We start from the raw sequence: 11,866 nt of genomic DNA, 5'->3' as shown, positions 1-11,866 counted from the left end.
ACGCGGCCGCGGGCGTCAGCCGGCGCCGAACGCGTCGTAGCCGGCGAGCAGGTGGTCCCGGGTGCCGGTCAGCAGCGGCTCGATGTCGCCGGTCCGGGCCAGCGCGATGCCGGCCGGGCCGATGCCCGAGCCGCGCAGGAGCAGGCCGGGCACCTCGTCGAGGATGGCCAGCCAGCCGCGGCCGAGCGACTCGCCGAGGGGCTCGTCCGGCCACAGCGAGCACTCGCGGGGCGTGCCGTCCACGATGATCGTGATCCGCTCGGTCGCGTCGAGGGACCCGTCGTCGGGCAGCTCGCCGGAGCCGGACAGGCGCAGGTTGAGCAGCTCGGGCAGCGGCGGACCGGCGGTGGTGATGATCTCGATCCACGCCTCGGGCCCGCCGAAGTGCAGGCCCGCCTGCGCCAGCCGGTCGTTCTCCCAGCCCCACGGGCCCAGGCGGCACGGGCCGGACCAGCCGACCGGGCCGTAGAGCGGCAGCGTGGTGGCGCTCGCCCGGACCCGGCCGGCCTGCTGGTCGATGAGGGCCGTGAATTCGAGGCGGTTGAGTCTGCCCCCGTATCGCATGGGTCCGATCGTGCCGCATGACCCACCCGATCCGGACAACCCGGATCCCTCGGCGCAACCCCCGTCCTACGCAAAATCGGGTAAGGGGTCAACCACGGTGCGTGGCTAGACGACCTCGTCGATCTTGGCTGTGGCGACGTCGAAGATGAAGCCGCGCACGTCCTCGCGATGCGGAATCCACTGACACTCGCGAACGGTGCGCAGCGACTGGCGCATCGTGTCGTGCAGGTCGGTGAAGCCGGGGACGTTCCAGGTCGGCGCGACGCCGGTCTCGGCCAGCTCGGCCCGGAACTCGGGGTCGTCGAAGCCCTCCATGCCACACTCCGTGTGGTGGATCAGCACGACCTCACGGGTGCCGAGCTTGCGCTGACTGATCGCCAGGGAGCGCAGCACCTCCTCGGTCGGCAGGCCACCCGCGTTACGGATCAGGTGAGCGTCGCCGATCTCCAGACCCAGCGCGCCGAAGAGGTCAAGTCGCGAGTCCATGCACGAGATCACCGTCAGGCGCAGCTTGGGGCGCAGCGGCCGGGGGCCGGGGAACGTCTCGGCGTATCGGGCGTTCGCATGAATGAGGTGGTCGATCGCGGACATAAACCGAGTGAAGCAGATCCGTCACCCTGACGGCTGATGTCTTGGTCACACGAGGCCAATCTCACCCAGCCAGTAAGTTGTTGCCGTGACTGAGTGGGACGTGGCGATCATCGGCGGCGGGCCGGCCGGGCTCTCGGCGGCGTACGAGTCCGCGAGCCGGGGTGCGCGGACCCTGGTGCTGGAGAAGGCGACGCACCCGCGGTACAAGACGTGCGGCGGCGGGCTGATCGGGCACTCGATCGCGGCCGTCCAGGACCGGATCGCCATCCCCTCCGACGACCGGATCGAGCGGGCCGAGTTCACCCACGACGGGCGCTCGCCGTTCACCCGGGTGAGCCGGCACCGGCCGCTGCTGACGATGGTGCGCCGCCCCGAGTTCGACGACGCGCTGCGGCAGGCGGCCGAAGAAGCGGGCGCGGTGGTACGCCAGGCGACCGCCGCCAAGGCCGTGGAGCAGGGCGGCGGCGAAGTCCGGATCCGGCTCGCGGACGGCGAGGAGATCACGGCCGCGGCCGCGATCGGGGCGGACGGCTCGTCGGGCATCACGGCGCGGCAGGTCGGCGTCGAATACGGCCAGGTGGACCTCGGGCTCGAGGTGGAGCTCCCGATCGACGCGGCCCGCCAGGAGCAGTGGCGCGGGCGGCTGCTCATCGACTGGGGTCCGCTGCCCGGCTCCTACGCGTGGGTGTTCCCGAAGGGCGACCTGCTGACGGTCGGGGTGATCGCGGCCCGCGGCGAGGGGGAGCGGACCAAGGCGTACCTCCGCGCGTTCGTCGAGCGGCTCGGGCTGCAGGGCATCGAGCCCGTGCACGACTCCGGCCACCTGACCCGCTGCCGTACCCCCGGAAGCCCGCTGCGCAAAGGCAACCTCCTCGTCGCCGGGGATGCCGCGGGTCTGCTGGAGCCGTGGACCCGCGAGGGGATCAGCTTCGCCACCCGCTCGGGCGCGCTCGCGGGTGCGGCGGCGGCCGACGGCGACCTGCTGCGCTACGAGCGCGACGTCAACGCGACACTCGTGCCCACCATGCGCGCGGGCGCGCGGCTGCTGGCTGCGTTCAGCCGCCGCCCGGCGCTGTTCCACACGATCCTGCGCACGCCCCCGGGCTGGCGGATGTTCGAGCGGTTCTGCCGGGGCGAGACGTCGTTCGAGGGCACTGTCGAACGTTTTCCTGTACGGCAGGCCCTCCGCCTGCTTGGCTGATGACCATGCGATTCCGTGCGGTCCTGGAGCTCAACGGCAAGACGGCGACCGGCCTGCCGGTGCCGGACGAGGTGCTCACCGCACTCGGGGCCGGGAAGAAGCCCAAGGTGACGGTGAGCATCAACGGGTACAGCTACAGAAGCTCGGTCGGCGCCATGGGCGGCCGGTCGATGCTCCCGATCTCGGCCGAGGTGCGGGCCGGCGCCGGGATCGCGGCCGGCGACACGGTCGACGTCGACGTGGAGCTCGACGCGGCGCCGCGGACCGTGGAGGTGCCGGCCGACCTGGCCGCCGCCCTCGACGCCGAGCCGGTGGTGCGCAAGGCGTTCGACGCGCTGTCGTACAGCAACCAGCGCGCGCACGTGCTGTCGGTGGAGGGCGCGAAGACCGAGGCGACCCGCACGCGGCGCATCGCGAAGGTGATCGAGACGCTCAGCTGACGCGCCTCGTCACCTGACCTGGATGCCCAGGGCGACGGCCAGCGCGGGCCCGAGCTCCATGAGCTGCCGCTCGTCGATGATCGCGCCCCGCAGCGAGTCGGCGCCGTCGGCCACGTCCAGCTCGCGGGCCCCCCGGAAGTCCACCTTCTTGCACTTGACCTGGGAGAACCGTGCGTTGCGGATGGCGCTGCCGGGGAACGTCACGCTCGTCAGCGCGGCCCCGGCGCAGTCGAGCTCGTTGAGCTCGCAGTCCTCGAACACCACCTCGGCCAGTGTCGCGCCGCGCAGGTTCAGCGTGTCGATCTTGCAGCCGCGGAACCTGACCCGGCGCAGCCGCGAGCTGTACGCCTGCACCCCCGCGAGCGCGCTGTCCAGCACCGTCACGTCGAGCCACTCGGCGTCGGCCAGCCGCACACCGACCCACCGGTTGCGGCTCAGCCACACCTCGCTGAACCGGACCCGCTCCAGGCCGACCTCGGCCAGGCCGACCCCGGTGAGCGCCGACTCGATGAACTTGGCGCTCGTCGCCTCGCCACCCTCGAACACGACCCCGTCGAAGTGCACCTCGGTGTAGTTGCCGTCGTGCGAGAGCGGCTCGCCGTCCGGATGCGGCTGCAGGTAGGCGGCGTACGGCAGGTCCTGCAGCGACTCGGCAACCGGCATGGGCTCACCCTATCGGCGCGGTGGTGGCCCGGACCACGAGCCGCGGCGCGAACATCGCCTCCCGGTGCCGGTGCCCGCCGCCGCCCTCGGCCAGCCGTTATCGACCGCCGCCGCGCACAGGTCGGCCCCGTCCTGCCGCGCGTCGAGCAGCACCACCGGCGTCCCACGCGCGCTGACCGCGGCCAGCCGCTGCCCGTTCGCACCGGTCGGCGTGATGATGACCCCGCGGTGAGTGCTCCTCCAGCAGCTGCAGCGCCCGCAGCTCCCGGTCGGCCCGCTGGTCGGTGCTGCAGGCGAGCAGCATGCACCCCGCCTCGTCGAGATGGTCCTCGTTGCCCCGGTTGAGCTCGGCGTGGAACGGATTGCCCTGATCTAGGGTGATCGATCCGACGAGCCGGCTGGGCAGCCCCCGCAACTGCCGAGCCGCGGCGCCCCGCACGAACCCGACCCGGTCCATGGCCGCCTCGACCCGCTCTCGCGTCGCCACCGCCACGACGCCAGGATTGTTGAGCACATTGGCAACCGTGCTGACCGACACCCCCGCGACATCCCGCATCCCCCGCCGCTTCACGGGCGCACGATAACGGCGCCGATCAACACCGCCGCCGCCTCGCCCGCTCGCTCTCCGCGACCGCCGGCCCCATCCGGCCCCGCCCTGCTCGCCGAAAAGTCCGACACTCCGTGACCGGACTGTCGGACTTTTCGGATTTATACCCTGACCGGGAATATGTCGGGGAAGGTTGGTCTGTGCAGGAGACGGTGGTCAATTCGCAAGCGAGGTGCGAGGTCAGCGCAGCGGCGGCCGTGCTGTGGAGCGCCGTGCATCAAGACGACGGCCGCTCGTGTAGTGCGCTCCCACGTGGTGCCTCTGGCGGCGCCGGGCGCCAGGCGGTGGCCGCTTGTAGTGCCAGTTGCAGCGCGGCTGTGGCTACCGGTTGACGCGCTGGCCGGTGGTTGCTCCGGTGCGGCGGGCGGGTCTGGCTGTGCGGTGCCGTGGCTGTGTGGCCCGGCGTGGTGGTGGCTCCGGGCTGCTGAGCGGCGGTGGCGTTCGGTGCGGCGCCGGCGGTTGTGGCTGTGGAGCGCTTTGCGTTGACGATGACCCGCTGTGGTGCGGCTCCCCGCGGTGGCTCTGGCTGTGCGTCAGGTGGTGGATGTCTGTCGGGCGGGGTCCGGCGTTGTGGTTGCCGCAGGCTCCAGGGCGTTGGTGGCCGTGGAGTCCGGGCGGGTGGCTGCGGCCGGGGTGGTGGGTGTGGGGCGGGTTCGCAGGGTCAGGGCGGCGGTGACGGCGAGGCCCAGGAAGATGGCGGCGCCCACGATGCCGACTGCGTTCAGGCCCGTGGTGAAGGCGGCGCGGGCGGCGGCGGTGACGTCCGGCCGGCCGGTCGCGAGGGCCTCGATCAGGCTGTTGCGGGCGCTTGCGGGGGCGCCGGCGGGGAGGTCGAGCGTGGAGCGGTACACCAGGGAAGCCAGACTGCCGAGTGTCGCAATCCCCACCGCGATCCCGAACTCGCCGCTGGTCTCGGAGATGGACGCGGCCGAGCCGGCCTTCTCCGGGGGCGCCGCGGCCATCATGAGGTTCATCGTGAGCGCCATCGGGAACGAGATGCCGACCGAGGCCAGGACCAGGCCGACCACCAGCAGCGCCGTCGAGTGCGGGCCGACCAGGGCCACGACCGCCAGGCCGACGCCGGAGGCGGTGAGGCCCATCGCCGTGACCGTGGCCGCCGGGAGGCGCCGGGCCAGCGCCGGTGCGGCCAGCGAACCCAGGATCATCGCGATGTTCTGCGGGATGAGCAGTACCCCCGCGGCAAGGGGTGAAAGGCCTGCCACGTTCTGGAGGTAGAGGCTGGCGACGAGCGAGAGGCCGGCCATGACGACCCCGCCCAGCAGCATGATCCCCAGCGCCGTGCTGAACACCCGGCTGGCGAAGAGGCGCAGGTCCAGCAGCGGCTCGGGCAGTGACCGCTGGCGGCGCACGAACAGCGCGCCGAAAACGAGCCCGGCCGCGACCGCGGCGAGCGCCGCCGGGTGCACGCCGTCGCGGGCCAGGGCCTTCAGGCCCCAGATGACCGGCAGGATCGCGGCCAGGGAGAGGCCCACGCTGAGCAGGTCGATCGGGTGCTCGGGGCGCTCCGGACGATACTCGGGGAGCAGGGCCGGGCCGGCGATGAGCAGCAGCACCATGAACGGTACGCCGAGCAGGAACGCCGAGCCCCACCAGAAGTGCTCCAGGAGCAGGCCGCCGACGAGCGGCCCGAGTGTCATGCCGCCCATGAAGCAGGCGAACCAGGCGCCGATCGCGGCGCCCATCTGCTTCGGGTCGGGGAACATGTTGCGGATCAGGGCCATCGTCGAGGGCATCAGGGTCGCCCCGGCGACACCCAGAGCCGCGCGTGCCGCGATGAGCATCGCCGGGCTGGTGGCGTACGCGGCGGCGACCGACGCCGCCCCGAACGCGACAGCGCCGATGAGCAGCAGCCGGCGCCGGCCGATCCGGTCGCCGAGCGCGCCCATGGTGACCAGGAACCCGGCGAGCATGAACGAGTAGATGTCGAGGATCCACAGCTGCTCGGTGGCGTCGGCGTGCAGGTCGGCGCTCACCTTCGGCAGGGCCAGGTACAGCACGCTCACGTCGAGCGAGAGCAGCAGGGTCGGCAGGGCGAGCACGGCCAGGCCGACCCAGGGGCTCCTGCGCATTACTGGAACACCTCGGCGAGCCAGGCGCCCCACGCGGCCTCGGCCTCGGCCTGGTCGATGTCGGCGAAGACGTGGTGGCCGGTGAGGATGAACCCGTTGCGGCCGACGAAGCGGAGCAGGGCGTCGTCGGTGCGTACCCCGAGGAAGCTGGGCTCCAGCGCGGTGTCGACCACCCCGCGGATCTCGCGCCCGTCGAACGTCAGCCGGACCTCGTCGCCCTCCTGAACGTCCTTGCGCAGGTGCAGCGCGCGGCCGATGCCGGCCCAGACTACGTCCTGGTCGGCCTGCTGCGGCCCGAACGCGGCCACCGGCACCGCGTGGCGGCCGTCGAAGTGCTCCAGGTACTGCGCGAGCGTGCGCAGGTACAGCGGGTTGCCCTTCTTGAGCGCGTCGTACTCCGACTCCCAGTCCGCACCGAGGATGCCGCTGTGTACCAGCCGCAGCGCGGTGGAGCCGCCGTCACGGGCCTCGATGAGGTATTCGAACGCCATGAACGTCCCGTCCTCGGCCGCCGGGCTGCGGTAGGCGAAGCGCCGGCCGGGCTCGTAGGCGGTGACGGTGCCGGTGGCGTCGAAGCCGGGCATCGACATCCGGGTCTCGCCGACGACGCGTGGCTCGATCTCGTTGCGGCCCATAAACCAGGAGTCGATGCCGGGTCCGGTGGCGATGGCCGCCCACACCTGCTCCGGGGTCGCGGCCAGGTCGATGTCGTGGGTCAGCTCGAACTCGTGGGTCTCGGACATGTCAGGACTCCTGATTCTGGTCGGGGTTCTGGTGCTTCGTGATGCTCGGATGAATGGCGACGATGACCCGGTGCTCGCGGCCGCCGGCGGCGCTCTCGTCGTGGTAACGACTCACCAGCCCGGCGACGGCCGCGGTGAGCTCCTGGGCGAACGCGGCCCGGTCGGCCGCTGACGCGAACCGCACCGTGCCGTCGAGGGCGAACGTGGCCACCGGCTTGCCGGCCTTGGCCGCGCCGGTGATGAGCTGCCCGGTCTCCTTGACCAGCCGGGCGGCCAGGGCCAGCAGCCAGCGGGCGGAGAGCCGGTCGGGGGAGCGGGCCGGGTCGGGCTGCACCGCGGCCAGCGCGACGGGCGAGATGACGAAGGAGGCCGCGGTCGCCCGCAGCACCCGCTCGGTCATGTTGCCCTTGCGCCGCTCCTCGACGAGCTCGACCAGGCCGTGCGCCTCCAGCGTCTTGAGGTGGTAGTTCACCTTCTGCCGGGGCAGGTCCAGCAGGCTCGCCAGGCTCGTCGCCGAGTGCGGCTGCGCCAGCAGGGCCAACAGCCGCGCCCGCACCGGGTCGAGCGCGACCTCGGCCGCCGCCGGCTCCTCGATGACTCCCACTTCGAACATGGGGCAACCATATTCGCCGACGATTTGATTTGTCAAGACAAAAAATCTTGTCGGTGGGTACCGCTACTGTGTTCGCTTGTGACTGCCGAGGTACGCGGCCCCAGGGTGTCGACGATCGAGCTCTTCTTCGATCTGGTCTTCGTGTTCACCGTGACCCAGCTCGCCTCGGTCCTGGTCCATCACGTCGACTGGGCCCACACCGGCCAGGTCGCGCTCATGCTCGGGCTGATCTGGTGGATGTACGCGGGCTACAACTGGCTGACGAACGCCGTCGCGCCCAGCAGCACGCTGCGCCGCACGCTGCTACTGACCGGCATGATCGGCTTCTTGGTCATCTCGCTGGCCATCCCGGAGGCGTTCGACGGCAACGGCTGGGCCTTCGGCGTCGGCTACCTGATCGTCACGGTCGTGCACAGCGTGCTGTTCCTGCACGCCGACGACAACGTCTCGATCGTCCGGGCCATCACGAACCTGGCCCCGCTCAACGGCGTGACGGCGGTCGCCGTCCTGATCGGCGGCTTCGTCGACGGTTTCTGGCGCGTCGGGCTGTGGTCGGCCGCCCTGCTCGTGATCATCATCGCCCCGTACCTGCAGCGGATGGGCGTCTGGACCATCAACGCCGGGCACTTCGCCGAGCGCCACGGCCTTGTCGTCATCGTCGCCATCGGCGAGTCGGTGGTCGCCATCGGCCTGGCCTTCCGCGACACCGAACTGGACGCCGGCACCCTGGCCGTGGCCATCCTGGGCCTCGCCATCGCCTACTACCTGTACTGGACCTACTTCTCCGGCGACGAGTCCCGCGCCGAGCACGCCCTGCACGCCGTCCAGGACCCCGCCCGCAAGGCCCGCCTGGCCGTCTTCGCCTACGGTTACGCCCACGTCGTCCTGCTGGCCGGCATCGTGGGCACGGCTGTCGGCGTCGAGCTCTCGGTCGCGCACGCCCTGGAGCCGATGCACCTGTCGAGCGCCGTCTGCCTGAGCGCCGGCGTGGCCGTCTTCCTGCTGGGCCACGCCTGGTTCCTGCGCCTCATGGGCGTCCCGGGTGCGCGGTATCGCCTGGTCGCCGCCGTGGCGGTCCTGGCCGTGATCCCCTTGGGCCGCTGGCTGGCCGTGGCCCAGCTGGCCGCCGTCCTCCTGGTCATGGTGGCCATGGCGATCACCCGGGACCTGCGCACGGTCCGCGCCACGAACAACACGAGAATCCACGACTTCGGCCGCTGAGTCCGCGGCCGGTGCTACCGGGCGGCGAGGGCCTGGGCGAAGTTCACGCGCTGGATGGCCTGGGCGGCGTGGAGGGGCGAGTAGACAAGCTCCTGGGCCATGTAGTGGTACGGCCCCGACTGGATCGAGACGACGAGCGGGCCGGACATCGCCGTGGTGCGGGCGGTCAGGAAGAGCAGGCCCAGGAGCAGGAAGAGGCTCAGGCCGCAGGTGAAGATCGAGAACACGACAGCGATCACGGCGCATGTGACGGCCAGGCCGATGCCCCAGCCGGCGGTGGTCGTGATGGGGATCGGCTGGGAGATGATCATCCAGCGGCTGCCGCGGATCGGCCAGACGCCGACCGGGGTGTAGATCGCGACGCCGTCGACACGGACGTCGCCGATCTGTACCTCGGGGCCGTTGTAGATCGGGCTTCCGCTGTACGGCACGGGCAGTGTCACCCGTGGATTGTCGCCCGCGGTCGCGCGGGCGGACCACCCCCGAACGCACCGAAAAGCTAACCGGCCGTAGTGAAATCCGTCGTTCCGGCCAGGTCGGCGAGCAGTCCGACCAGGCGTTCCGCGGCGGGGGAGAGGCGGTGCCAGGCGGCCACGGTCAGCGCCTCGGCGCCTGCGATCGGGACGAACACGACGCCCGTGTCGCGCAGGGTGCGGGCCGAGGCGGCCAGCCTGGTCACGCCGACGCCCGCGGCGACCAGGCCGAGCAGGTTGGGTACCGTCCCCGCCCGCTGCACCACCGAGGGCGCGAACCCGGCGGCGGCGAAGTCCCGGTCATACTGCTCGTGCCACGGCGGCCAGGATGCGCGCGGGGTCAGCACCCACGGGTCCGCGGCCAGGTCGGCCAGCGCAACCTCGGCCCGCCCGGCCAGGCGGTGCCCGGCCGGCAGCACGGCGCACACCGGCTCCCGGGCCAGCGCCCGCACGGCCAGGTCCGGCACGAGCGGCGGCCGGGTGAACGCCAGGTCGAACGAGCCGTCACGCAGGCCGGCGACGAGCGGCTCGATGGCCACGTCGGCGGTGGTGACCTCGACGCCGGGCAGGCGCTCGCGGCAGGTCCGCACGACGATCGGCAGCATGTAGTTGGCGACCGAGGCCAGGAACCCCAGCCGCAGCCGGCCCACCTCGCCGGCGGCGGCCCGGCGGGCCACGGCGACCGCGCGGTCGGCGGCGTCGAGGACCGCGCGGGCCTCGGCCAGGAAGAGCCGGCCGGGCTCGGTGAGCCGGGTGCCGCGGGTGTCCCGGTCGAGCAGCCGGGCGCCGACGGTCCGCTCCAGGGCGGCGATCTGCTGGGAGAGCGACTGCTGCGCGAGGTGCAGTTCCCGCGCCGCGGTCGTGAAGCTCAGGTGGTCGGCGACCGTCACGAAGTACACGAGCTGCCGCAGTTCCGGTCGTCCCGCCGAGGAGCTCACAGGCTCCGACTGTAACCGCATCCGGGAGCGTGTGTTGGCCGCGCCCGGTCGGCCCGGGCAAGACTCGGGATCATGCGAAACTGGCTGATCACCGGCTGCTCCTCCGGGTTCGGGGCGGAGCTGGCCCGGGCCGCCCTGGCCGCGGGCGACCGGGTCATGGCGACCGCGCGCGACCCCGAGCGGCTTACCGAGTTCCCCGACCGGACCCGCCTCGACGTCACCGACGAGTCCTCGATCACCGCCGCGGTCGCGCAGACGCTCGACCGGTTCGGCGCGATCGACGTGCTCGTGAACAACGCCGGCCACGGGTCGGTGGGCGCCGTCGAGGAGATCGAGCCCGAGCACCTGCGGGCCCTCATGGACGTCATGTTCTTCGGCGCGGTGTCGCTGACCCGCGCCGTCCTGCCGCACATGCGGGCCCGACAGCCGGGCGACCCGGGCTCCGTCGGCACGGACGCGGCCGGCCGGGCGCGCCGGGGCACGATCGTGCAGATCTCGTCGATGGGCGGGCAGCTGACGATGCCGGCCTTCGGGGCGTACTGCGCGGCGAAGTTCGCGCTCGAGGCCATCTCCGAGGCCCTCTACGCCGAGGTCGCCGCGCTCGGCATCCGCGTGCACATCATCGAGCCGGGTGCCTTCCGCACCGGGTTCGGCGGCGCGGGCCTGCACCGGTCGCCGCGCCTGCCCGCCTACGCGGAGACGACCGCCGCGACCCGGGCCGCCGTCGAGTCGATGGACGGCAGCCAGCCCGGCGACCCGGCGAAGGCGGCCCAGGCGATTCTGACGCTGCTCGACGCGCCCGACGCGCCGCTGCGCCTGGCCCTGGGCTCCGATGCGGTGGACGCGATCCGCGCCCACCACACCTGGCTGCAGGACGAACTGGCGAAGTGGGAGTCGCTCAGCCGCTGGACGGACTACGACAGCAGCGAGTTGAGCTCCCCGAAGTCGTAGGCGTCGCCCTCGGCGAGGGCCGTGTAGGTGCCCGTGGTGTATGCCTCGGTCGCGGCCCGGCGGGCCACCGCGTAGGCGGCCTGGGCGATCCAGGACCCGAGGCTCACCCGGGCCACGCCGAGCGCGGCGAGCTCGGCCACTGACGGCGTGCCCGGCTGCACCAGCACGTTGAGCGGCGCGGCGATCGCCTTGGCCAGTGACGCGATCGTGTCGGCGTCGGCGACCCCGGGCACGAAGATTCCGGAGGCGCCCGCGGCCAGGTACGCCTCGGCCCGCGCCACCGTCTCCTCCGGCTTCCCGCGGAAGTAGGTGTCGATCCGCAGGTTGATGTACAGGTCGGGGGCGGCGGCCCGGGCCGCGGCGATCCGCTCCTGCTGGTCGGCGACGTCGCGCAGGCCGACGCCGTCCCCGACCTGGGCGCTGTCCTCGATGTTGACGCCGACGGCGCCGGCCGCGACCACGCCGCGGATCGTCTCGGCCACGTCGGCCGGGGTGGCGCCGAAGCCCGACTCGATGTCGGCGGTCACGGGCAGCTCGTCCGGGACGGCGCGGACGATGCGGGCCAGGTGCTCGAGCGCGCGGTCGCGGTCGAGGACGTCGCCGTCGGGTGCGCCGAGGGCCCAGGCCACGCCGGCGGAGGTGGTCGCGAGCGCCGGTGCGCCGGTGGCCGCGATAATGCGGGCGGAGGCGGGGTCCCAGGCATTGGCGAGCACCAGGGGTTGGCCGGCGGTGTGCAGGGCATGGAAACGGGCGGCGCGGTCAGTCATGCCG

The 11,866-nt window shown here is 72.4% G+C and carries 14 protein-coding genes; 4 read left to right on the top strand and 10 right to left on the bottom strand.

Translation table 11 applies throughout. The annotated features are described in order from the left end of the window. Positions 1-15 precede the first annotated feature (15 nt). Both Dvina_RS43815 and Dvina_RS43810 read right to left on the bottom strand, forming a co-directional pair. On the bottom strand, positions 16-564 hold the full coding sequence (locus tag Dvina_RS43815) for a hypothetical protein (RefSeq protein WP_223096778.1): 549 nt from the start codon (positions 562-564) through the stop codon (positions 16-18). Between the two features lie 105 nt (positions 565-669). Next, positions 670-1,155, bottom strand: a complete 486-nt coding sequence (locus Dvina_RS43810) for a beta-class carbonic anhydrase (RefSeq protein WP_223096776.1) — start codon at positions 1,153-1,155, stop codon at positions 670-672. An 85-nt stretch (positions 1,156-1,240) separates the two neighbouring features. Between Dvina_RS43810 and Dvina_RS43805 the strand changes: the two genes are divergently transcribed. Together Dvina_RS43805 and Dvina_RS43800 are read left to right on the top strand one after the other, a co-directional pair. After that, on the top strand, positions 1,241-2,356 hold the full coding sequence (locus tag Dvina_RS43805) for a geranylgeranyl reductase family protein (protein ID WP_223096774.1): 1,116 nt from the start codon (positions 1,241-1,243) through the stop codon (positions 2,354-2,356). Between the two features lie 5 nt (positions 2,357-2,361). Further along, on the top strand, positions 2,362-2,796 hold the full coding sequence (locus Dvina_RS43800; protein WP_223096772.1) for a YdeI/OmpD-associated family protein: 435 nt from the start codon (positions 2,362-2,364) through the stop codon (positions 2,794-2,796). Between the two features lie 9 nt (positions 2,797-2,805). Here Dvina_RS43800 and Dvina_RS43795 read toward each other — a convergent pair whose 3' ends face one another. The 5 genes from Dvina_RS43795 to Dvina_RS43775 all read right to left on the bottom strand — a co-directional run bounded on the left by Dvina_RS43795 (position 2,806) and on the right by Dvina_RS43775 (position 7,512). Beyond that, on the bottom strand, positions 2,806-3,459 hold the full coding sequence (locus Dvina_RS43795; RefSeq protein ID WP_223096770.1) for a pentapeptide repeat-containing protein: 654 nt from the start codon (positions 3,457-3,459) through the stop codon (positions 2,806-2,808). Positions 3,460-3,556: 97 nt separating this feature from the next. Further along, positions 3,557-4,030 carry a LacI family DNA-binding transcriptional regulator gene (locus Dvina_RS43790; protein WP_223096768.1) on the bottom strand — a complete coding sequence of 158 codons (474 nt, stop codon included), beginning with the start codon at positions 4,028-4,030 and terminating at the stop codon, positions 3,557-3,559. 569 nt (positions 4,031-4,599) lie between these two features. Next, the gene (locus Dvina_RS43785; RefSeq protein WP_223096766.1) at positions 4,600-6,156 is read right to left on the bottom strand and encodes an MFS transporter; all 1,557 of its coding nucleotides are present in this window, start codon (positions 6,154-6,156) and stop codon (positions 4,600-4,602) included. Beyond that, a complete protein-coding gene (locus tag Dvina_RS43780; protein ID WP_223096764.1) occupies positions 6,156-6,899 on the bottom strand; it encodes an SRPBCC family protein in 744 nt (247 codons plus the stop codon). Before Dvina_RS43780 ends, Dvina_RS43785 begins: the two co-directional genes overlap by 1 nt. Position 6,900: 1 nt before the next feature. Further along, a complete protein-coding gene (locus Dvina_RS43775) occupies positions 6,901-7,512 on the bottom strand; it encodes an ArsR/SmtB family transcription factor (RefSeq protein WP_223096762.1) in 612 nt (203 codons plus the stop codon). A 78-nt stretch (positions 7,513-7,590) separates the two neighbouring features. Here Dvina_RS43775 and Dvina_RS43770 point away from each other — a divergent pair, with 78 nt between their 5' ends. After that, positions 7,591-8,733 carry a low temperature requirement protein A gene (locus Dvina_RS43770; RefSeq protein ID WP_223096760.1) on the top strand — a complete coding sequence of 381 codons (1,143 nt, stop codon included), beginning with the start codon at positions 7,591-7,593 and terminating at the stop codon, positions 8,731-8,733. 14 nt (positions 8,734-8,747) lie between these two features. Here Dvina_RS43770 and Dvina_RS43765 read toward each other — a convergent pair whose 3' ends face one another. Together Dvina_RS43765 and Dvina_RS43760 are read right to left on the bottom strand one after the other, a co-directional pair. Then, the gene (locus tag Dvina_RS43765; protein ID WP_223096748.1) at positions 8,748-9,176 is read right to left on the bottom strand and encodes a hypothetical protein; all 429 of its coding nucleotides are present in this window, start codon (positions 9,174-9,176) and stop codon (positions 8,748-8,750) included. Positions 9,177-9,232: 56 nt separating this feature from the next. Beyond that, positions 9,233-10,144: a LysR family transcriptional regulator gene (locus Dvina_RS43760; protein WP_246655715.1), complete on the bottom strand. Its 912-nt coding sequence runs from the start codon at positions 10,142-10,144 to the stop codon at positions 9,233-9,235. 72 nt (positions 10,145-10,216) lie between these two features. Between Dvina_RS43760 and Dvina_RS43755 the strand changes: the two genes are divergently transcribed. Continuing rightward, positions 10,217-11,095: an SDR family NAD(P)-dependent oxidoreductase gene (locus tag Dvina_RS43755; RefSeq protein ID WP_223096744.1), complete on the top strand. Its 879-nt coding sequence runs from the start codon at positions 10,217-10,219 to the stop codon at positions 11,093-11,095. Here the strand turns inward: Dvina_RS43755 and Dvina_RS43750 are convergent. Then, positions 11,059-11,862, bottom strand: coding sequence for an isocitrate lyase/PEP mutase family protein (locus Dvina_RS43750; RefSeq protein ID WP_223096742.1), 804 nt, complete (start codon positions 11,860-11,862; stop codon positions 11,059-11,061). The genes Dvina_RS43755 and Dvina_RS43750 overlap by 37 nt on opposite strands. Positions 11,863-11,866: the final 4 nt, after the last annotated feature.

Origin of the sequence: Dactylosporangium vinaceum (assembly GCF_019904175.1) — a bacterium.
Lineage (GTDB): Bacteria > Actinomycetota > Actinomycetes > Mycobacteriales > Micromonosporaceae > Dactylosporangium > Dactylosporangium vinaceum.
The sequence above is the reverse complement of the archived record's forward strand: the minus strand, read 5'-3'. Positions and strand labels throughout refer to the sequence as shown.

What these genes read in the sequence shown, in the direction of transcription:
- Dvina_RS43795 (WP_223096770.1), bottom strand. Translation starts at nt 3,459, where the DNA reads ATGCCGGTTGCCGAGTCGCTGCAGGACCTGCCGTACGCCGCCTACCTG.
- Dvina_RS43755 (WP_223096744.1), top strand. Translation starts at nt 10,217, where the DNA reads ATGCGAAACTGGCTGATCACCGGCTGCTCCTCCGGGTTCGGGGCGGAG.
- Dvina_RS43775 (WP_223096762.1), bottom strand. Translation starts at nt 7,512, where the DNA reads ATGTTCGAAGTGGGAGTCATCGAGGAGCCGGCGGCGGCCGAGGTCGCG.
- Dvina_RS43815 (WP_223096778.1), bottom strand. Translation starts at nt 564, where the DNA reads ATGCGATACGGGGGCAGACTCAACCGCCTCGAATTCACGGCCCTCATC.
- Dvina_RS43800 (WP_223096772.1), top strand. Translation starts at nt 2,362, where the DNA reads ATGCGATTCCGTGCGGTCCTGGAGCTCAACGGCAAGACGGCGACCGGC.
- Dvina_RS43780 (WP_223096764.1), bottom strand. Translation starts at nt 6,899, where the DNA reads ATGTCCGAGACCCACGAGTTCGAGCTGACCCACGACATCGACCTGGCC.
- Dvina_RS43750 (WP_223096742.1), bottom strand. Translation starts at nt 11,862, where the DNA reads ATGACTGACCGCGCCGCCCGTTTCCATGCCCTGCACACCGCCGGCCAA.
- Dvina_RS43810 (WP_223096776.1), bottom strand. Translation starts at nt 1,155, where the DNA reads ATGTCCGCGATCGACCACCTCATTCATGCGAACGCCCGATACGCCGAG.
- Dvina_RS43785 (WP_223096766.1), bottom strand. Translation starts at nt 6,156, where the DNA reads ATGCGCAGGAGCCCCTGGGTCGGCCTGGCCGTGCTCGCCCTGCCGACC.